Here is an 18,785-nt window from a genome sequence, read left to right as displayed (position 1 = left end):
CGCCTCACGGGGCGCGAGCTGCCGCGTCCTCGCCGAGCTGGCGCGCCTGAGCGATCCGGGGCGTCCGGAAACCCTTGTGGCTAGGTAGATTTGCTGGCAGACCTGAAATATTTGCTGAGCCGTCAATGGGGGTTGCTGGCGAGCGTAAGCCCAATTATCGCTCCTCGGTGGCGGTCTCGCGCGGACTCTCGGAAACTTGCCGGGCCGATCTGCTCGCCGCGCCGGTCAGTGTGCGTTATGCTTCGGCGTTTCGCGAAAAGTTTTCTCTGTTGCGGCAGTAATAGCCGGAATCTGTTACGGTCTATTGCGTTTCATGGCGTTGAGGGTAGCTGCGGCAACACGGGATTGATTGCGGATCGCTATGACTGATTACACGGCAAGACTCTCGGGGTTGGTGGTCGCGACCACCGTTGCCGTCGCCGCCGCGACGGCGAGCCCCGCGCTCGCCGATCCGCCGAAATCCCCCGCCCCCTCGACCGATCTGGCGATCGATGACTGTCCGGCGTTGTACGCCTTGGGCGTTCAAGGCACGGGGGAGTCCTCCCCGGACGCCGCGCCGACCACCGACACCGGCATGCTCTCCACGGTCTTCATGCCGTTGCTGGCCAAGGCCGCTCGGCCCGGCCTGGTCGATCGCGCCTACGTGCCATACGAATCCGGCTTCGGCGGCTTCGTCAACGGCGGCGCGGCCCCGTACGTGGAGTCCGTGCAAGGCGGGTTGACGCGGCTGCGGGACATGGCCGCCCAGGTCGCCCAGCGGTGCGCCGACACGCGCCTGGCCATCGTCGGCTACTCCCAGGGCGCGCACGTCGCCTCGGTTTTCGCCCAGGAGGTCGGGCAGGGCCGCGGCGTGGTGCCCGCCGATCGGGTCGCGGCCGTCGCGCTGTTCGCCGACCCGACCCGCAATCCGGGCGCGCCGCTGTTCCCCGGCTCGCCGGGCAAGCAGACGCCGGATCCCGCGCCCGGCACCACGGGCGCCCAGATCGCGACCATCGCCGCGCTGCCGCAGACGCCGGCGCACGGCGGCGGCATCGGTCCGGAACGGGATCAGGCGGCCGATTTCGCGGCCCTCACCGGTCGTGTGGCGAGTTTTTGCGCGGCAGGCGATCTCGCCTGTGACGCGCCGCAGGGCGCGCCGATCCTGAAGGCCGTGGCCTCGGTGGCGGGCCAGGCCAAGCTGAGCGGCGGCGACCCGATCGCCTCGCTGGTCTCCATCGCGCAGGCGCTCGCGTTCACCTCGATCAAGACCGCGACCAAGGTCGTGAACGAGGACGTGCAGGGCACCTCGCTCGCGAATCTGTCGCTCTCCCCGCAGAAGTCGATCTCGCAGCGCATCGCCGACGCCTCCGACCCGCGCGCCCAGCTGGATCTGAACGGCGCGCTGCGCGCCCTGCTGAAGGTCGGCATGATCGGGCTCAACGCGGTCGCCACCGTCGTCAAGGCGGTGATCAGCCCGGCGGCCATCTCGCAGCTGGCCACCGCGGGGCTGTCCAATCCGGCGGCCGGTCTGCTGCTGCTCGGCACCAAGTTGATCGGCGCCATTCCCCAACTGATCCCGCCGACGACGGTGTCCCGGCTGGTCACCCAGGCGTTCGACGCGGTGGTGCAGAACATCACCGACAACAGCGAACTGCTGAACCTCACGACCTGGGTGCGGTATTGGGACACCGTGCAACGGCACGGCGCGTACAGCACCGCGGCGGTGGCCGCCAACGGCGACGCGCCCACCCGCTTCGTGGCCGACTGGTTCGCCGCACTGGCCCGTGACCTGGCCGATCGCTTCGGCGCGGGCGCCGAGCCGCAGGGTGGCGCGGCCAAGCCGCCCGCCGGATTCTTCGGCGAAAGTACCGGCGCGTCGACTACGCCGAATTCGTCCGGTACGGGACAATTTCCGTTCGGGACAGGAGCCGATGGCGCCTCATCCGGCGGCGCGACCTCGATTCCGCCCACCGAGCGACCCGGCACCGCCAACAACGCCTACCCGTTCTCCACGAACTGATCGCCGAGAGGTCCGACGATGCGATACCACGTGCCTGGCTCTGCGGGAATGGGGGAATGTTGAAGTCGTACAAAGATCTGTCCCGCTGGTACGACGCGCTCGAACCCGACAACGGTGCGCCCGCTTCGGCGCAGCAGGACGACGCGAGTCTCGATCCGGTGGAGGACGACGGACCGGCCCGGTATCCGCACTATATCCGCGAGGAAGAGGATCCCGAGGAGGCGCGCGCGCGGAACGAGGTTCCGGCGGATCTGGCCTCGCGGCGCGCGGAATTCACCGGCGGCTGGTCCGATTGGGTCGCCGTCCACGCGCCGGGCCCCGACGACGACTACGCACCGCGCGACGGCGATCTGGTCCGCTTCCCGTGGCCGGAAGACGACGACTACGACGACGAGCCCGCGCCACCCGTCCGCCCGCACCCGCGCGCGCTGCGCGACCACCCGGCCTCGCGCCGCGGTCGCGTCATCGTGGTGCTGATCGTTGCGGTCCTGTTGCTGGCCTTCGTCGCGGTGGGCGCGCTGTACCTTTTGCGGTCTTCCGCCAACCGCGCCGCCGTCGCGCCGACCACCCCGCCGATGCAATTCACCGCGGGCAGCGCGCAGGCGGGCATCACCTCGGGCTGCCCGACCGAGCGCGCCGAACGGCTGATCCGCAGCGCGGAGGCCGGCGGCACGCACAGCGGCCAGGACGTCGTGCTGGCCTTCCAGTACGCCTACTACGTGGAGCGGTCCGGCGAGCGGGCACGGGCATTCGTCGCGCCGGACGCGGCGGTTCCGGCCGCCCCGACGATTCAGCGTGGAATCGACACGGTCCCGGAAGGCACCACGCACTGCGTGCGCATCGCGACGGTGGGGGCCGACATGTATTCGGTGGAGGTCACCGAGTATCGGCCGGGCGGAGCGCCCGCCACGTACAACAAGCAGACGGTCACCACCGCGGTGATCGGCGGCCGCACCCTGATCTCGGGTATCGCGGCCGGATGAAGGAGAGCTGAGAACGATGGGAGAGGACTGGAGCCGCTGGCTCGACGAGGCGCCCGAGGAGGGCCCTCCGCCGGGTCGTCAAGCGCGTTCGAAGGCTCCGGTGGTGCGGTTACGGCGCGGCAAGCGGGGTGACGGCGAGCAGGAGACCGGCCCGACGCAGCGGCCGATTCTGGTGGTCGGCGGGTGCGGTGGCGCGGGAACCACCACGACCGCACTGGGTATCGCGGGCGAATTGGGTTCGGGCGGAACGCCTACGGTCGCGGTGGACGCCACCGCTGCGGGCAGCGATCTCGCGCTGCGCGGCGCCGACGAGCACCTGCACCCGATCAGTCTGCAGTCGTGGCTGTACGGGCGCGGCGACGACGAACCGGCCCCGCTGAAGGAGTGCCTGTCCCGCGCCACCTCCGGCATCGGCCTGCTCTGGCGCGACGCCGCCCCGTTGCGCCGCCGCGCCACGTACCTGACGGTCGCGCGCGCGGTGGAGGACGCGGGGTTCACCGCGGTCTACGACGGCGGAAGCCCGATCGCTGGACGCCAGCTGCGTCCGCTGCTCGACGACGCGGATGTCGCTCTGGTGCTTGCCATTCCGGCGCGCCCGGATGCCGCGAACCGGCTGCGCGTCACCCTGGAATGGCTCGACGATCAGTTCGGCGACTCTGCCGAGGGCCAGGGCACGGGCATCGTCGGCGACACCACCATCGTCGTCTCGCACCAGCAGCCGGGCGCCGATTCGCGGGTTGCCGACCATTTGCGTGAACACCTGGGCGGCTGGGTCCGCGACATCAGGGAGATTCCCTACGATCCGCATCTGGCGCGCGGCGAACTCGTCCGGCACAGCGCGCTGGCCGCCGAGACCCGCCGCGCGTACGGGGTGCTGTTGGCGGGGGTGGCATCATGACCGCCGCCATGAAACTTCGCCGGAAACTCGATCCACAGCCCGCGGGCGTCGTCGCGCCGCCCGAGTCCCGTCGCGCGCCGGTCTGGGACCGTCCGGTGCCGGGCGTCGGCCGCGCGCCGCTGGTCTGGCTGCTGGGTGTGCACGGCGGAGCCGGAGCAACTACCCTCGCGCATGTGCTTGCGCCAGCGGCGGATTCGAGCCGCCGCTGGCCGGGCGTCTTCGAGCGTGAATCCCCGTTCGTCGTGTTGGTGGCCAGGGAGACGATCGCCGGGTTGACCCGCGCGCACGACCTGCTGCGCCAGCACCATTTCGGTTTCGGCGGCCCCTCCGAGGTGCTCGGCCTGATCACCGTGGCCGCGCGGCCCGGCAGGATGCCCGCCGAGATCCGGCGCTACCGCGACGTGGTCGGCTCGCTGGCGGGCCCGCTGTGGCAGGTGCCGTGGTACGAGGAGTGGACCCTGGTCGAGCCGGAGCAGTTGCCGGTGTGGACGCCGGGAGATCCGATGCCGGAGAAGAAACGCAAGATCGATCCGCTGGCCGAGGTCCCGCTGGAGGTACGCGAGCTGGGCGTCGACATCGTCTCCGCGGTGCGTGAGAAGCTTGACAGCACTGCGGCTTTCGACGAGGGGGAGGATTCGTGAGGTCGACCGGCACGCACAGCAATTTCGAGAAAGGCATCCGATGAGCATGTTCCTCCTCGCCGTGCAGGACACGTACGGCACCGTGCTGGCTCAGGTCGGTAACCCGACTCCGGAGGCGCCGCCTGGGTCGGAGAAGATCCTGCAGCTGGTCCGCTACCTGACCTGGTTCGTGCTGCTGTCGGGTGTCTGCGGCATCATCTACGCGGGCGGCCGGTTCGCCTGGGAGAAGTGGACCGGAGGCGGGCTCGAGTCGCCGAAGATGGTGGCGGGCGCGATGATCGGCGGCGTGGTCGCCACCAGCGCGGGCACCATCATGAACGCCGTCATCTAGGACGACCATGTCCACCGTGCGAATGTCGGCGGAGCTGCTCGCCTACAAGCAGATGCCCTCCGAGGTGCTCGAACCGCTGATGCAGCTGCTGAATTGGCTGCTGTGGTTCGTGCTGCTGGTGTGCCTCGCCTGGATGATCTTGTCCGCGGGCAGGCTGTGGATCGCCTTCCGCAGCGATCTGGCCGTCAACGACGCGACCCATGGCGTGGTGATGAGCCTGATCGGCGCGATCGTCGCCAGCACCGCCTCGGGTATCGCGTTGGCGTTCCTACCGACGTGAGCCGCGGGCCCCTGATGGAGACGGTTCGGACATGAACTGCACAGCGGCGCGGCCGCGTTCGGTGTCGCACCCGCACGGCGCGGGGCGGCGAGGCAGATCCGCGGCCGGGATGTTCGGCGTGGTGCTGCTGGCGGCCGCCGTCGGCTGCGGCGGCGCGGACCAGCCCACGGGCCCGGATCTGGCCGCGCGGCCCAGCGGGCTGCGCTGGCAGGCCTACCAGGGTGTGGCGCTGCCGCACAGCGACCAGGGACCCGCGTCGCTCGCCGACGGCGCCGCAACGGGTTTCGAGCAGTCACCGCCCGGTGCGGCCGTCGCCGCCATCACCCACACCGTGCGCCTGTCGGTGGCCGCCGACGACCAGTGGCCGAAGGTGATCGCAGCCGAGGTAGTGCCGGGACCCGCGAGAGACGAGTGGGCGGTGAGCCGGGTGCAGCTGTCCATCACCGGGCCCGCCGAGCCCGAGTACGCCCCGCGGCTGCTCGGGTACAAGATCACGGACTACACCGAGCAACGCACCGCCGTCGACGTGTACACCGAGTACTCGGACGGCTCGAAAGCGGTGAACCACACGGTTGTCGAGTGGTTCGCCGAGGACTGGAGATTACGACTGCCCGACCCCGACTCGACCGCACGCCCCGTCGAGGCCATCGACGTATTACCCACCGACATAGTGACATTGGAGGCGCCGAAGTGAGCGAGCGCCAGCGAGTGAACCATCGGCACAGTGCGCTCTCGCGCACGACGGAGCCGAGCGCCAGCGAGGTGGAGTCGTGAGCGAGCGCCAGCGAGTGAACCATCGGCACAGCGCGCTCTCGCGCACGACGGAGCCGAGCGCCAGCGAGGTGGAGTCGTGAGCGAGAGGGACTACGCGCGTGATCGCGTCTCCTTCGGTGCGATCGCGTCCGCGGCGCTGCTCGCGCTTATCGTGATCGTCGGCGCGGTGGTGTATCTGGGTCGCGACGACGAGGCCGCGGGCAACAACGAGGCCGAATTCGCCGCGACCACCGGCGAGGGCTTCGCGGGCCCGGAGGTCGACCTGTTCGGCAGGCGGGTGGACGTCCCGAACAATCCTGCGGGACAACCGCTTCCGCAGGATCCGACGCATCAGCGCAAGCCGTCCGACCCGGACTGGCTGACCGCCGCGCCGGAGGGCACCCTCGCCCCGCGCGGCTGGCAGCGGGTCTACGGCGCGTCGGTGCCGTTCTCCACCTCCGACGGGCCGACCCGCATCGAGGACGGGCTCGCCGTCGGTTACGCGCACACCCCGCAGGGCGCCGCGCTGGCGGCCGCGCAGATCACCTACCGGCTCAACGCCCGCCCCGCCGACCGCGACCTCTACGTGCGGCAGGTGCGCGTCTCGGCGCAGCAGATCGCCGCCTACGACCGCGCGCTCGACGAGGATCGGCTGCCGAAACAACAGCCGGAGAAGGTGACTCGCTACTTCGTCGCCTCCGACGCGTTCAAGGTGGAGAACTACGCCGACGACTTGGCCATCGTCCGGTTCGCCTCGCGCGGGCCCGTCGTCGACGGCAAGCAGCTGTGGGCGGCGCTGCGGTTGGTCATGGTCTGGGACGCGGGCGACTGGCGGCTCAAGCCCGCCACGAGCAACGGCGCGCAGACCGAATACATCGAGTCGCTCGAGGGGTGGACGAAGTGGTGACCGCGGGCCCGGTATCCGGCCGCGGTCGCGCACCGCTGCCCCTGCTCGGTTTCGGCGCGGCGCTGGCGGTGGCGATCGCCGTCGGCGTGACGGTGACCGCGACCCGCGACGGCAGCGTGGCCGCCGAGGTGACCGCGATCGGAACGACGGAACCCGCCGCCGGTCCGCACGGCCTCGTCGGCTTCGCGGGACGGGAGACCGACCTCTTCGGCAGACCGGTCGACGTCCCGGTGAACCCGGCGGGGGTTGCGCTGCAACAGGTTTCGGGTGTGCCGACGCGACCCGATCAGCCGGACTGGCTCACCGCCGCTCCGGCGCCCGCCGAGGGCGAAGGCATCTGGCAGAAGCTGTTCGGCGGTCCCGTCGTGCGCTTCTCCGGCTCGGACGGGCCCGCGCGCATCGAAGGCAACGCCGCCGTCGGTTTCGCGCACACCCCGCGGGGCGCGGCGCTCGCCGCGGAACAGATCTACTGGCGCACCAACGCCAACCCGCGTGATCGAGACCTGCTGCTCCGGCTGGTCGAGGTGTCTCCGCAGTACCTGGCGGAGTACGACCGGCTGGTCGCCGAGGGCAAGGTCTCCGAACGGATACCGGAGAAGCTCAGACCCCTGCTGTTCGCTTCGGACGCGTACCGAATCGAAAGCTACGCCGACGATTCCGCGATCGTGCGGTTCGCGAGAAAGGCACGAGAAACAGTTGATGGCCAACCAACATGGGTGGGCATGCGCCTTGCGGTCGTCTGGCGCGACGGCGATTGGAAGCTCAGGCCGGTGACCGGCGAGCAGCAAGTCCAGATCGAGTCCCTGCGGAGCATCGAGGGGTGGACACGATGGTGAAAAAACTAGTGACGATCCTCGCGGTCATCTTCACCGTGATGATCGCGACGCCGACGGTGGCCTACGGCCAGACCTACGGCTTCGACGAGACGTGCAACGAGATCCACGACACCCTCGACGGTGTCGGCCTGCCGGGGATCTCGCTCGGCGACGCCGCGTCCGCGGTGTGCAAGGCGGGCAACGCCGCGTCGCATCCCGGCGACGCCGCGACCGCCGTCAAGGACAAGGCGTGGGACTCCACCTTCGGCAAGGTGGTGGATTCGCTGATGAACGGCCTCGGCGAGGCCATCATCCTGGCGCTGACGTTCTGGATGAAGGTGCCCAACGAGGCGGCCAGCGACAACGGGTCGTTGTTCACCAGAATCAACGACTACACCTATCAGATCCAGATATTGCTGCTCATAGCCTCGGTCATCCTGTCGGGCGCGAGACTCGCCGAAGCGCGGCGCGGCGCGGCGGTGAGCGAAGCGGCCGAGTCCTTCCGCATGTTCGCCAGGGTGGTCTTCAGCTCCTGGATGCTCGGCGCCATCATCGTGGCGGGCACCCAGGCCTCGGATCGCTTCGCCGAGTGGATCATCAACGACTCCACCAACGGCAACGCCAAGGATTTGGCCGAGCTGATGGTGAAAACCAGTAAGCTGCAAGCCTTCTCGCCGGGTCTGGTGCTGATCATCGCGATCGTCGGCCTGCTCGGCGCGCTCGCGCAGATCGTGTTCGCCATCGTCCGCCAAGGACTGCTGATCATCGCGGCGGGCGTGCTGCCGCTGGCGGCCGCCGCGTCCGGCATGAACATCGGCAAGTCGTCGTATCAGAAGCTGATCGGCTGGATCATCGCCTTCATGTTGTTCAAACCGGTGGCGGCGATCGTCTACATGATCGCGTTCACCACGGCGGGCCACGTCGACGGGCTCACCTCGACCACCGGTCTGCCGGAAGGCGAAGAGGCACAGCGCATGCTGGTCGCCATCGTGTTGCTGTGCAGCGTGGCGTTCGTGCTGCCCGCGCTCATGCGTTTGGTCACCCCGGCCGTCGCGATCGTCGGTTCCGGAGGTTCGGGTCTGGCCTGGACCGGCGGCGCCGTGGTCGGCGCGCTGGCGCTCGGGGCCATGGGCACCAAGGCCGTTGGGGTCAAAGCCGCGGCCTCTCCCGGTTCGGCGGGCTACGTCAGCGGCAGCGGCTCGGGCCCGCGCCCGCCGGGTGGCGCGGGCGGCGGACGCGGCGGTGGCGCACCACGTCCCACACCTCCGCGCGGCGGTGGCGGCGGTGGCGCGGCGGGTCAACCACCGCGCGCCTCCGAGCCGCAGGGCTCGGCCGGAGTACCGTCCGGTGCGGCGCGAGCGGCAGGCCGCATCGGCGCGGCGAGAGCCGCGGCGGGCAGTATGCGCAACGCCGACGATTCCATGGGTGATGTGGCAGGCGACCGTTGGGCGAACCGGTCGCCCGACCTCGGGAGGAGCACCATTCCGCGATGACGATGACCGAACCCTACGAGCGCCGCTCCTACGGGCTGTGGCAGAAGCCGCGCAGCGCAGGCCTTTTCGGCCTGCGCTGGGAAGAGACCGTGATCGGCTTCGTCGTCGTGATCACGGCGCTGATCTGCGCGATGGTCGGCGGCTTCCAATGGGGTCTCATCGTCGGCGGCGTCGGCGTCGCCGTGATGGTTCCACTGGTGTGGCGGACGGGGGGCCGCTCCGGCTATGAGACGGGATTGATGATGTTCAACTGGATGCGCTCGCGGAACCGCGGCGAACACGTGTATCGGGGCGGACGGTTCTCCCGGATCCCCGGCGGCGTCACCCGGCTGCCCGGACTGCTCGCGCCCTCGAAGCTGTACGAGGGCATCGACGCGGGCGGCTACAGCTTCGGCATGATCCACCTACCGCAGTTCGCGCAGTACACCGTGGTGCTGCGGGCCTGGCCGCAGGGTCACGAGGCGGTGGACCAGCCGGTCATCGACCGCTGGGTCTCGGCCTGGGGCACCTTCCTCGCCTCGGTGGGCCAGACCAGCGACATCGTGGCCGTGGTGCCGGTCATCGACACCGTTCCCGAGACCGGAAACCGTTTGCTCACAGAGGTTTCCACCATCACCCGACCCGAAGCGCCGGAACTGGCCCAGCAGGTGATGTACGAGCTGGCCACCGAGCTGCCGCAGGAGCGGGTGCAGCTGCTGCCGCGCGTCGCCATCACTTTCAAGGCCACCACCGCCGAGCGTCGCAAGAACCCAGCCGAGGAGGCCGTCGAGATCGGCAGGCGGCTGCCGGGCATCTGCGCGGCGCTCGCCGAAGCGGGCGTGCGCGCCCAGCCGATGTCGGCCGACGAGGTGATCGCCTTCATCCGGCGCAGCTACGACCCGGCCTCGCAGGCCGACCTCGAGGTCGCGGCCTCCGAACCCGAAGGGCACGGGCTGGATTGGGCCGACGCGGGGCCGGTCTCGCACGACGAGAAGTGGGACCACTTCATCCACGACGGCGGCCGGTCGGTCACCTGGGAGATGGACGCCGCACCCGAGGGCGCGGTGGACGAGCGGGTCTTGCAGCGGCTGCTCGCGCCGAACCCGGAGGTGCCGCGCAAGCGCATCGCCATCGTCTACCGGCCGCACTCGGCCGCCGACGCCGCCGAGATCGTCGACGACGACTTCAAGAACGCGCTGGTGGCGCAGCAAAGCGAACGCGGCGTCGTCTCGGCCGCCGCGACCCTGCGGGTGGGCGCCACCCAGCAGGCCCGTGAGGAACAGGCGAGGGGTCACGGTGTGACCCGCTTCGGGGCGCTGGTGACCATCACCGAGCCCCTGCGCGGCGACCTGCCGCGCATCGAGGCCATCACGCGCGACCTGTCGACCCAGGCGCGTTTGAAGATCCGGCGGTGCTACCGATACCAGGCGGCGGCCTTCGCGGCTTCCCTCGGGTGCGGGGTGATCCTGCCGGAGCACGCGACGATTCCGAAGGCATTGGCGGGGTGAGCGATTCATGGCACGTGACAACGAGCCACCCGTACGGGAGCGCGACGAGGCGGAGGCGCGCCGCGGCAGGCGACGCGAGGACGTCGAACGCGAGGCATGGGGTCGCCCCGCGGCCGAAGGCAGGCCGCATCGCCCGCCCGTCGAGGGCGCGAGCCCACGGCGCTCGGGCACCGAGGAGATGCCCGAGCGGAGGCGTCGTCCGGCCGGGGATCCGGCGCGGGTGAGCGGCGAGGAGCGGACCGGTCTGGGGGAGACGTCCGATCGGGAGCGGCGGCAGCCTCGGGACGCGGGCGAGCGGCGTGCGCGCCCCGCCCGCGCCGACGGCGCCCGTCCCGAGCGGACGCACGCCGACCGCTCCCCGATGGACCGGGCACGCGCCGAGCACGCGCGAGCCGAGCGAGCCGCCCACGAACGCGCGCGCGCCAACGGCGCTCGTCCGCAACGGCCCGCGGACCGCCCGGTGCGCGGCGAGCGGCCGGTCCGCTCCGACAACGGTCGCGGCGGGCGGGCGCCGCAACGCCCGGCGAAGGTCGACTACACCGCCGACCGCGCCATGGGCGCACCGCACGTGGACAAGGCGGCCCGGCGCGCGAAAGCCAAGGCGGACAAGCGCAAACAGTCCGGCCCGCCACTGCTCGACGACTCGACGCGGGCCCGGCTGGAGGCCGTCAGCCGGGAGGGCTCCGGCCTGCGCGCGGCATGGGCGACCTTCCGCATCCGCACCGACGACATCCGTCGCCGCAACTACGCCGCGCGCGCCGAACAGACCATCGAGGACGGATTCGACCGCAGCACAGCCCAACTCACCGACCGCGGCTACGCGGGCGCGGGCGGCGGCCGGATGAACGTGGTCGGCCGCCCCGTCGAATACCGCGCCACGACGGCGCAGGTGGCCGGTCTGTGGCCGTGGTCGGTCGGCGCGGGCGCGCCGCTGATCGGCACGCCGCTCGGCTCGCACCTGCACACCGGAGCGCCGGTTTGCTTCGACCCGATGAACTGGTTCATGCGCGGCAGCTTCATCACCGCGCCGAGCCTGTTCGTGCTGGGCCTCAACGGTTTCGGCAAGTCGTCACTGGTGCGCAGGATCGTGCTCGGCGGTATCGCGCAGGGAATCACGCCGCTGGTGCTCGCCGACGTCAAGCCCGACTACCGCAAGCTGGTGGAGTTGGTCGGCGGTCAGATCATCGACCTCGGCTATGGCCACGGCAAGCTGAACCCGCTGGCGGCCGGGGTGCTCGGCTCGGTGGTGCCGCGGCTGGAAGAGTTCCCCGCGCTGCAACTGCAAGTGCTGCAAGACATGCGGGCCAGGCAGGTCACGCTGATCGCGGGCCTGATCGAGCTGGTGCGCGGCGCGCGGGTGCGCGACTACGAGGAGACGCTCATCTCCACGGCGTTGCGCATCCTCTACCAGCCCGGCAGCGGCTACACCCCGGACCAGCCGCCGATCATGGAGAACCTGCTGGAGGTGATCCAGGCGGGCGGCGAGGAGCTCCAGCTCGACGCGGGCGCCGACGATCCCGCCGAATACCAGGTCGCGATCAAGAACCTGCGCCGCTCGCTGCGCGCGCTCACCCAGGGCCCGTTCGGGGCGGTCTTCAACGGCCAGACCTCGGTGCCGATCGACACCGAGGCGGTCGCCGTCTGCATCGACGTCTCGCACATCCCGACCGGCGACAAGAAGCTCAAAGCCGCTGTGATGCTGGCCTGCTGGGCCGACGGCTTCGCCTCGGTGGAGGCCGCGCACGTGCTGGCCGACGCGGGTCTCGGCCCGCAGCGCTACTTCCAGGTGGTGATGGACGAGCTGTGGCAGGTGCTCGGCCTCGGCGACTTCATGGTCGACCGCGTCGACGAGCTGACCCGTCTGCAGCGCGGCCTGGCCACCGCGCTGATCATGATCAGTCACACGATCAAGGACCTGCAGGCGCTCGGCTCGGAAGCCGCGATCGCCAAGGCGCTCGGCTTCCTGGAGCGGGCCCGCGCCAAGATCTTCGGCGCGCTGCCCGCCGAGGAGGTCAAGCGGCTCGACAGCACAGTGCCGTTCACCTCCGCCGAGGAGGACATGGTGACCGGATGGTCGGCGCCGCAAGCGCTGACGGGTGAGGCGCTGAAACCGGGCCAGCAGCGCCCCTCTCCGCCGGGCACGGGTAAATTCCTGCTGAAGATCGGTGAGGATCGGCGTCCCGGCATTCCCTTCCACATGGAATTCACGTTGTCGGAGAAGGAAAGCGGGATTCACGACACGAACCAGCGGTTCAGTGAATTCACCGGCGGCCCGAATACCGAATCCACCGCGCGTGGCGGTGAATCCCCGAACGGGAGCGCGGCATGAGATACCGTCCAGGACGCGAAGCAACAAGGATCGGCCGAGCGCCTGGATGGGCGGTGTTGTTCGGCGGAAGGAGTGCCGCATGATGCCGCATCGTTCGTATCGCAGAGTGTCGCCGGAAGTGCGAAAGGCCGCCGTCGAGCAGGTCATCGCGCTGACCGGCAAGCTACGCAGTGAATCCGAGGCATGCCGAGTGGTCGCCGAGCAGATCGGCGTCCACACCAACTCGGTGCGCAATTGGGTGCGCGCCGCGGAAGGCCCCGGGCTGGAACGCATGGACGCGACCGCGCTGCGCCGGAAAGTGGCGCTGCTGCAACAACAATTGGCTGCCGCCGCCGAAATGAACCGCACCCTCGCCGACACCCTGAACGAAGCCCGACGCCACACGTGACCATTTTCCCCGAGTCGCATTCGATTACCGGCGCCCCGCCGCGTCCCCGTGCGAGGGCGTGGTGACCGCCCGCAGCGTGTTGTGGACGGCCCTCGGCGCGGTGATCGGACTGATCGCCCTGGTACTCGTCGTGGTGCTGCCCGCCGTCGAGGACCCGTGCGAGGACGCGTCGGTGCTCGGCCCCTCACAGACCGCGCTGCCACCGCTGGGCGGCGACGTGCCGGGCGACAGTCCCGCCGGCGCTGCCGAACCCACTGCCTCCCAGGCGAATCCGAGCGTCACGGGCACGCCCTCGCTGGCCGCGGGCATCGGCCCGATCCGGCGCACCCTGCCGATGGCCGCGGGCACCTTCACGATCTCGGACACCTTCGGCTCCCGCAACGGCGGGCACCGCGGCGTCGATATGGCGGCGAGCGACGGCACCCCGATCTTCTCGGTCGCCGACGGCCGGGTGGTGGCGGCCGGACCGGCCTCGGGTTTCGGCAACTGGATCGTCGTCGACTCGGTAGACACCAACGGCCGGTCGTATTCGGCGGTGTACGGACACATGTGGGACCACGGCGTGCTGGTGCGGGTGGGGCAGAGCGTGCGTGCGGGTCAGCAGATCGGCGCGGTCGGCTCGGCGGGCGAATCCAGCGGCCCGCACCTGCATTTCGAGATCGTCCCCGGCGGTCGCTTCACCGGCGGCCGTCAGATCGACCCGCTGCCCTGGCTGGACGGCGCGCCGACGCCGGATCTCGGCGGCGCGCAGTGGTACTCCGCCGATCCGCGTTGCCAGCGCGGTTTCGGCAGCGCGGGCGGCGCGTTGGCCGCGGGCAAGGTGCCCCAAGAACTCGAGATCTGGTACCGCCGTGCGGGTTCGCTCTGCCCGCAGATCACGTCCTCGTTGCTGGCCGCCCAGGGCAGGCAGGAGTCGGGCTTCCGCAGGGGTCTCACCTCGCCAGCGGGCGCGCAGGGTCTCGCGCAGTTCCTGCCCGGCACCGCGGCCGCGACCAACCCCGACGACGGCAGGCCGTATGTCATCGACGCCGACGGCAACGGCGTGGCCAGCGTGTGGGACGACGGCGACGCGATCATCGGGCAGGGCCGCTACATGTGCGCCATCGCCCGCAAGGTCACCCAGTGGGTGGCCGAAGGGCGCGTCCAGGGGGATGTCACCGCGCTGACGCTGGCCGCCTACAACGCGGGCGAGGGCGCGGTGCTCGCGTCGGGCGGCATGCCGAATCAGTATGCGGCGCACTACTCCGAGACCCGGCCCTACGTGGCGAACATCCTCGCGATGGAACCGCAGTACCGGGCACCGGGTTCGACCGGACGCTTCAGCCCGCAGGAGGGCAGCGGCGGCGAACAGATCCTGGAGGCCGCGCACGACTGGCTCGGCACACCGTACGTGTGGGGCGGCGGCGGGCCGCAGGGTCCCACCGGCGGCGGCATGGACGGCCCCGGCCTGACCGCGGCCGCGGTGTTCGCGGCCTCCTCGGGTGCGGTGACGTTGCCGCGCACCGCCGAGCAGCAGTGGGAGGCGGGCGTCGAGGTGCCGAGAAGCAAGGCGCAGCCGGGGGATCTGGTGTTCAGCTCCTTCGGGCCGCGCGGGCCCGCGGAGGTGGGAATCTACGCCGGTGACGGACGCATGATTCAGTCCGTGCCGGGTTCGGACGCGCGGTCGGGCGGCGGCGTGATCGAGGTCGCGGTGCCCGGCGACGCACGGCTGCGGAGGGTACTGTGAGCGAACACGCCGAGGCGCGAGTGCTGATCGGACCACCACCGTGTCGGTCCGGGCGGTTAGCCTTGAAAGACAGAGCAACTGCACGCGCGAAACTGGTGGTGATGCTGGTGGTGAGCGTGGCGATGACGATCGCGGCCTGCGGGCGTGACCAGACCGGCGAATCGGGTTCCGGTGCGCCGCAGCCCGCCACGTCCACGACCAGACTGCTCGAGAACGTTCCCGCGCCGGATCCGGTGACGCCGGACGGTGTCGCGGTGGCGGCGCTGCGCGAGATCTACACCTGGCGGCCCGCGAGCGAGGCGCCGGGCGATTCGCTGGCTCGGGCGCGAAAGTGGCTGGGGCCCAGCATGATACGAATGTTGGACGGCGAGCCGTCGGTCACCGAGACGCCCAAGCCCTCGCTGCAGTGGTCGGATTGGGCCAAGGCGAAGGCCACCGTCGAGGCGTTCACCTTCGCTTCGGGGGACCGGCCGCCGCCGGGGCCCGATCCGGACCTGACGCAGTTCAAGATCGGCATCGAGCAGACCGTCGTCTACCCGAACGGGCGCAAGGAACCGCTGGCGCCCGCGACGGTGATCGCCACCGTGGTGCGCACGCCCGACGGCTGGCGGCTCGACGCGTTCCGCTGACCACACGCTTTCGACCGCACGGCGATTCGAGGAGACAGACATGGCAAAGAAGAAGAAGGTGACGGATCCGGCGATACCCGGTCCCGATCTCGGCCTGTTATCGGTCTACGCCGGTGCCGTGGTAATCGGAACGCTTTTACTGGCGCTGCATCTCGGCAACGCGATGGCGGCCGAGCCGCAGAACCTGCCGATGAACCCGATCGAGATCGTCGCCGGGCTGGCGCGCCGCAAGTACACCTGGCCGACCGGCGCGACGGTGATCCTGCTGCTCGTGGTGTCGTGCGCCGTCGCCTACCTGGTGGTGCGCAAGCAGATGACCAAGCGCAAGACCAAAGGCGCGCTGCCGGTGGACGAGAAGGCGCAGCACATGGGATCGGGTGGCGCGATCCGCGCGCTCACCGAGGCGGGCGTGCGGGAGAAGGCCGAACAGCTCGGGATGAACCTCGGCTACGACGACGCGCCCGGCGTGCCGATCGGCGTCGGCGTCGCGGACGGTGTCATGTTGTACGGCTCCTACGAGGATCTGCACCTGGACATCTGGGGTCCGCGCCAAGGCAAGTCGACTTCACGGGTCATCCCGGCGATCCTGTCCGCCATCGGCCCTGTGCTGTCCACCTCGAACAAGCGCGACGTCGTCGACGCGACCCGTGACGTGCGAGAGTCCAAGGGCAGCCCCACGTTCGTGTTCGATCCGCAGGGCGTCGCCGACGAGAGTCCCAGCTGGTACTGGAACCCGTTGGACTGGGTCGACGCGCGGCACGAGGGCTGTGAGATGCGCGCTCAGCGACTGGCCGGGCACTTCGCCGACGCCGACAACGGCACCGAGTCCAAGTCGGACGAGTTCTTCGATCCCGAGGCCGAGGATCTGCTCGCCGCGCTGTTCCTCGCCGCGGCGGTCGGGCAGCGGCCGATCGTGCAGGTCTGGGACTGGGTCACCAACCCGGTCGACACCGAGCCGATCGAGCTGCTGCGCAACGCCCGCCACCACTACATGGCCTCCGGCCTCGCGATGCAGTACAACGCCGATCCCCGCACCCGCAGCGGCATTTTCGGCACCGCCAAGAAGATGGTGCGCTGTCTGCAGCTGTCCAACGTGCACGATTGGATCCTGCCCGGCGCCGATCCGAGCACCGGCCAGACCCGCAGGCAGTTCGACGAGCTCGAGTTCATCGAGCGCAACGGCACACTGTACTGCCTCTCGCTGGAAGGGCGCGGTTCGGCGGCCCCGCTGGTGAGCGCCCTGACCGAGGCCGTGATCGACGTGGCAATGCGCAAGGCGTCTCGCTCGCGCGGCGGTCGCCTGCCCATCCCGCTGCTCGCGGTGCTGGACGAGGCCGCCAATGTGGTGCGCTGGAAGGATCTGCCCAAGCAGTACAGCCACTTCGGTTCGCGTGGCATCGTCGTGATGACGGTGTTGCAGTCCTGGGCGCAGGGCGCGCGATGCTGGGGCGACGCGGGCATGCTCGCGCTGTGGTCGGCGGCCAACATCAAGGTGCTCGGCAGCGGCGTCGACGACATGAACTTCCTGCGCGATCGATCCGAGGCGATCGGCGATTACGACTCCATCTCCGGTTCGGTCTCGGAATCCAAAGGCAGCAAGAGTTATTCGCGATCACTGGGTTCGTCGAGGACGTTCAACGTCAATGCGCTCGCCACGCTGCCGCGTGGCCGCGCGATCGTCTTCACCTCGGGTCAGCCCGCGGTGCTCATCCGAACGGTTCCGTGGTGGGAGGGCGAGTACGCTGCGGACGTGAAGAAGTCGATCGCGCAGCACGATCCGCAACGCAAGACCGAGATCACCGACCTGATCGGCTCGCCTTCGCTGACCAAGGTCCCACCGCAACAACCCGACGCCGGGCAAGTCGAGGAGGTTCGGCCCCTGTGAGCACGCGTAGTGAACGAACCATGTACACAGCACCTCCGGTCGCGATGGAGCCGAGTGTCAGTGAGGCGCAGTCGTGAGGGAGCGTAGCGAGCGAACCATGTACACAGCACCTCCGGTCGCGGCGGAGCCGAGTGTCAGTGAGGCGGAGTCGTGAGGGAGCGTAGCGAGCGAACCATGTACACAGCACCTCCGGTCGCGGCGGAGCCGAACGACAGCGAGGCGAAGTCGTGACCGAACAGCAGCAGCAAATGATTTACACCAACGTCGTCGAATTCGTCGAGAACTACCTGAGTCTGGTCTACCGGCGGCAGGTGACCGATATCAGCGAAACGGTGTGGTGCCCCGAATGGTGGAAGCACGCCGAGGCGGTGGCGCGACTGGACGCGCTGTGGCGCGCCTGGGAGCACTACCGCATGGAACCGAGTACCGGCCTGAGTATCTGGTTCCTCGACCACGCCGACCCGCACATGACCAAGCTGTTCGACCCGCGCGGGCCGTTCAAGTACTGCAGTGTGCGCAACGGGCACAAGGACATGCTGAGCCCGCTGCCGCTGAAGTCGCCCGCGCAAGGCATGTTCGGCGATCCGACGGTCGGCGACTTCCGGGTTTAGAAACCAAGACGCCCGCTGAAATCAGCGGGCGTTCTTGATGATTCAGTTTTCCGGGCGGATTACTGCCTGGTGCGTTCGAGGCCGCGGGCGTCCGGCTCGCGACCGCGCGCCGCGACGGAGCGGTTCTCCTCGGTGCGGGCTCGGACCGCTTCCTCCGGCGGTTGTCCCTGCCCTACCTCGATGAGCATGCGGACCGCCGCCAACTCCGGTGCGACGCCGATGCGCGAGAGATGCGCCGCGATCGCCATACGCCGCTCGGCCGAATCGTACCGAACGACCGGTTGTTTCGCGGCGGACGCGGTGGCCGCCATACGAGTGGCTTCGGCCTGCGCGGAGAAACGATCCTTCTCCAGTGAAATGCCTTTGGCCGGAGCCGCTTTCTCCACCATGCGCGCGAGCTCGAGGTTGCGCGGGTCCTTGGCCTTGGCGTCGCGAGCCTCCCGAATCTGGAGTTCGCGAGCTTCTTTCACGCGGGCCTCGGTGATCTTGGCGCGCGCCTCGGCTTCCTTCTGACCACGCTCACGGGTGCGCAGTGCGACCAGGGTCGCCAGCTGCAACATACTCTTCATCATGGCCGCGGTTTCCCGGCCGATGTCGTCCAGTTCCTCGGACATGGCTGCTCCCCGATGC

Annotated in this window: 18 protein-coding genes; 17 read left to right on the top strand and 1 reads right to left on the bottom strand. The window is 69.8% G+C overall.

Annotated elements, in window-relative coordinates; all coding sequences use genetic code 11:
• Nucleotides 1–361 precede the first annotated feature (361 nt).
• The 17 genes from T333_RS25005 (at nucleotide 362) to T333_RS24925 (ending at nucleotide 18,155) form a co-directional block, all read left to right on the top strand.
• Nucleotides 362–1,999 carry a cutinase family protein gene (locus tag T333_RS25005; RefSeq protein ID WP_354999687.1) on the top strand — a complete coding sequence of 546 codons (1,638 nt, stop codon included), beginning with the start codon at nucleotides 362–364 and terminating at the stop codon, nucleotides 1,997–1,999.
• Between the two features lie 56 nt (nucleotides 2,000–2,055).
• Nucleotides 2,056–2,982, top strand: coding sequence for a DUF8176 domain-containing protein (locus T333_RS25000; RefSeq protein ID WP_357248086.1), 927 nt, complete (start codon nucleotides 2,056–2,058; stop codon nucleotides 2,980–2,982).
• A gap of 16 nt (nucleotides 2,983–2,998) precedes the next feature.
• Entirely contained in the window at nucleotides 2,999–3,880 is an 882-nt protein-coding gene (locus T333_RS24995) for a MinD/ParA family ATP-binding protein (protein WP_357248088.1), read from the top strand.
• Nucleotides 3,877–4,521: a hypothetical protein gene (locus T333_RS24990; RefSeq protein WP_067779941.1), complete on the top strand. Its 645-nt coding sequence runs from the start codon at nucleotides 3,877–3,879 to the stop codon at nucleotides 4,519–4,521. The genes T333_RS24995 and T333_RS24990 overlap by 4 nt, the downstream gene beginning before the upstream one ends.
• 40 nt (nucleotides 4,522–4,561) lie before the next feature.
• Nucleotides 4,562–4,852, top strand: a complete 291-nt coding sequence (locus T333_RS24985; protein WP_354999690.1) for a hypothetical protein — start codon at nucleotides 4,562–4,564, stop codon at nucleotides 4,850–4,852.
• Nucleotides 4,853–4,859: 7 nt separating this feature from the next.
• Nucleotides 4,860–5,132, top strand: a complete 273-nt coding sequence (locus T333_RS24980) for a hypothetical protein (RefSeq protein ID WP_354999691.1) — start codon at nucleotides 4,860–4,862, stop codon at nucleotides 5,130–5,132.
• A gap of 31 nt (nucleotides 5,133–5,163) precedes the next feature.
• Nucleotides 5,164–5,826 carry a DUF8175 domain-containg protein gene (locus T333_RS24975; RefSeq protein ID WP_354999692.1) on the top strand — a complete coding sequence of 221 codons (663 nt, stop codon included), beginning with the start codon at nucleotides 5,164–5,166 and terminating at the stop codon, nucleotides 5,824–5,826.
• Between the two features lie 156 nt (nucleotides 5,827–5,982).
• Nucleotides 5,983–6,792: a DUF8175 domain-containg protein gene (locus T333_RS24970; protein ID WP_496426017.1), complete on the top strand. Its 810-nt coding sequence runs from the start codon at nucleotides 5,983–5,985 to the stop codon at nucleotides 6,790–6,792.
• Nucleotides 6,777–7,628, top strand: coding sequence for a DUF8175 domain-containg protein (locus T333_RS24965; protein ID WP_496426016.1), 852 nt, complete (start codon nucleotides 6,777–6,779; stop codon nucleotides 7,626–7,628). The genes T333_RS24970 and T333_RS24965 overlap by 16 nt, the downstream gene beginning before the upstream one ends.
• The gene (locus tag T333_RS24960) at nucleotides 7,622–9,100 is read left to right on the top strand and encodes a hypothetical protein (protein ID WP_354999695.1); all 1,479 of its coding nucleotides are present in this window, start codon (nucleotides 7,622–7,624) and stop codon (nucleotides 9,098–9,100) included. The genes T333_RS24965 and T333_RS24960 overlap by 7 nt, the downstream gene beginning before the upstream one ends.
• Nucleotides 9,097–10,587, top strand: a complete 1,491-nt coding sequence (locus tag T333_RS24955) for an SCO6880 family protein (RefSeq protein WP_141809824.1) — start codon at nucleotides 9,097–9,099, stop codon at nucleotides 10,585–10,587. The genes T333_RS24960 and T333_RS24955 overlap by 4 nt, the downstream gene beginning before the upstream one ends.
• Nucleotides 10,588–10,594: 7 nt before the next feature.
• Entirely contained in the window at nucleotides 10,595–12,916 is a 2,322-nt protein-coding gene (locus T333_RS24950; protein WP_496426015.1) for a putative type IV secretion/conjugal transfer ATPase, read from the top strand.
• A gap of 79 nt (nucleotides 12,917–12,995) precedes the next feature.
• The gene (locus tag T333_RS24945; RefSeq protein WP_067779958.1) at nucleotides 12,996–13,304 is read left to right on the top strand and encodes a transposase; all 309 of its coding nucleotides are present in this window, start codon (nucleotides 12,996–12,998) and stop codon (nucleotides 13,302–13,304) included.
• A gap of 61 nt (nucleotides 13,305–13,365) precedes the next feature.
• Entirely contained in the window at nucleotides 13,366–15,030 is a 1,665-nt protein-coding gene (locus T333_RS24940) for a peptidoglycan DD-metalloendopeptidase family protein (RefSeq protein ID WP_496426014.1), read from the top strand.
• A gap of 101 nt (nucleotides 15,031–15,131) precedes the next feature.
• Entirely contained in the window at nucleotides 15,132–15,659 is a 528-nt protein-coding gene (locus T333_RS24935) for a hypothetical protein (protein ID WP_496426013.1), read from the top strand.
• A 40-nt stretch (nucleotides 15,660–15,699) separates the two neighbouring features.
• Nucleotides 15,700–17,544 (top strand): type IV secretory system conjugative DNA transfer family protein, encoded by a 1,845-nt coding sequence (locus tag T333_RS24930; protein WP_357248103.1) that lies wholly within the window; start codon nucleotides 15,700–15,702, stop codon nucleotides 17,542–17,544.
• 248 nt (nucleotides 17,545–17,792) lie between these two features.
• Nucleotides 17,793–18,155 (top strand): DUF4913 domain-containing protein, encoded by a 363-nt coding sequence (locus T333_RS24925; RefSeq protein WP_354999700.1) that lies wholly within the window; start codon nucleotides 17,793–17,795, stop codon nucleotides 18,153–18,155.
• Nucleotides 18,156–18,214: 59 nt separating this feature from the next.
• Here T333_RS24925 and T333_RS24920 read toward each other — a convergent pair whose 3' ends face one another.
• A complete protein-coding gene (locus T333_RS24920) occupies nucleotides 18,215–18,769 on the bottom strand; it encodes a hypothetical protein (RefSeq protein ID WP_354999701.1) in 555 nt (184 codons plus the stop codon).
• Nucleotides 18,770–18,785 lie beyond the last annotated feature (16 nt).

The organism is Nocardia sp. CNS-044 (assembly GCF_059570515.1).
The sequence above is the reverse complement of the archived record's forward strand: the minus strand, read 5'-3'. Positions and strand labels throughout refer to the sequence as shown.

What these genes read in the sequence shown, in the direction of transcription:
- T333_RS25000 (WP_357248086.1), top strand. Translation starts at nt 2,056, where the DNA reads ATGTTGAAGTCGTACAAAGATCTGTCCCGCTGGTACGACGCGCTCGAA.
- T333_RS24930 (WP_357248103.1), top strand. Translation starts at nt 15,700, where the DNA reads ATGGCAAAGAAGAAGAAGGTGACGGATCCGGCGATACCCGGTCCCGAT.
- T333_RS24980 (WP_354999691.1), top strand. Translation starts at nt 4,860, where the DNA reads ATGTCCACCGTGCGAATGTCGGCGGAGCTGCTCGCCTACAAGCAGATG.
- T333_RS24995 (WP_357248088.1), top strand. Translation starts at nt 2,999, where the DNA reads ATGGGAGAGGACTGGAGCCGCTGGCTCGACGAGGCGCCCGAGGAGGGC.
- T333_RS24925 (WP_354999700.1), top strand. Translation starts at nt 17,793, where the DNA reads ATGATTTACACCAACGTCGTCGAATTCGTCGAGAACTACCTGAGTCTG.
- T333_RS24960 (WP_354999695.1), top strand. Translation starts at nt 7,622, where the DNA reads ATGGTGAAAAAACTAGTGACGATCCTCGCGGTCATCTTCACCGTGATG.
- T333_RS24920 (WP_354999701.1), bottom strand. Translation starts at nt 18,769, where the DNA reads ATGTCCGAGGAACTGGACGACATCGGCCGGGAAACCGCGGCCATGATG.
- T333_RS24985 (WP_354999690.1), top strand. Translation starts at nt 4,562, where the DNA reads ATGAGCATGTTCCTCCTCGCCGTGCAGGACACGTACGGCACCGTGCTG.
- T333_RS24990 (WP_067779941.1), top strand. Translation starts at nt 3,877, where the DNA reads ATGACCGCCGCCATGAAACTTCGCCGGAAACTCGATCCACAGCCCGCG.
- T333_RS24950 (WP_496426015.1), top strand. Translation starts at nt 10,595, where the DNA reads ATGGCACGTGACAACGAGCCACCCGTACGGGAGCGCGACGAGGCGGAG.
- T333_RS24955 (WP_141809824.1), top strand. Translation starts at nt 9,097, where the DNA reads ATGACGATGACCGAACCCTACGAGCGCCGCTCCTACGGGCTGTGGCAG.
- T333_RS24945 (WP_067779958.1), top strand. Translation starts at nt 12,996, where the DNA reads ATGATGCCGCATCGTTCGTATCGCAGAGTGTCGCCGGAAGTGCGAAAG.
- T333_RS24975 (WP_354999692.1), top strand. Translation starts at nt 5,164, where the DNA reads ATGAACTGCACAGCGGCGCGGCCGCGTTCGGTGTCGCACCCGCACGGC.
- T333_RS24935 (WP_496426013.1), top strand. Translation starts at nt 15,132, where the DNA reads ATGCTGGTGGTGAGCGTGGCGATGACGATCGCGGCCTGCGGGCGTGAC.
- T333_RS25005 (WP_354999687.1), top strand. Translation starts at nt 362, where the DNA reads ATGACTGATTACACGGCAAGACTCTCGGGGTTGGTGGTCGCGACCACC.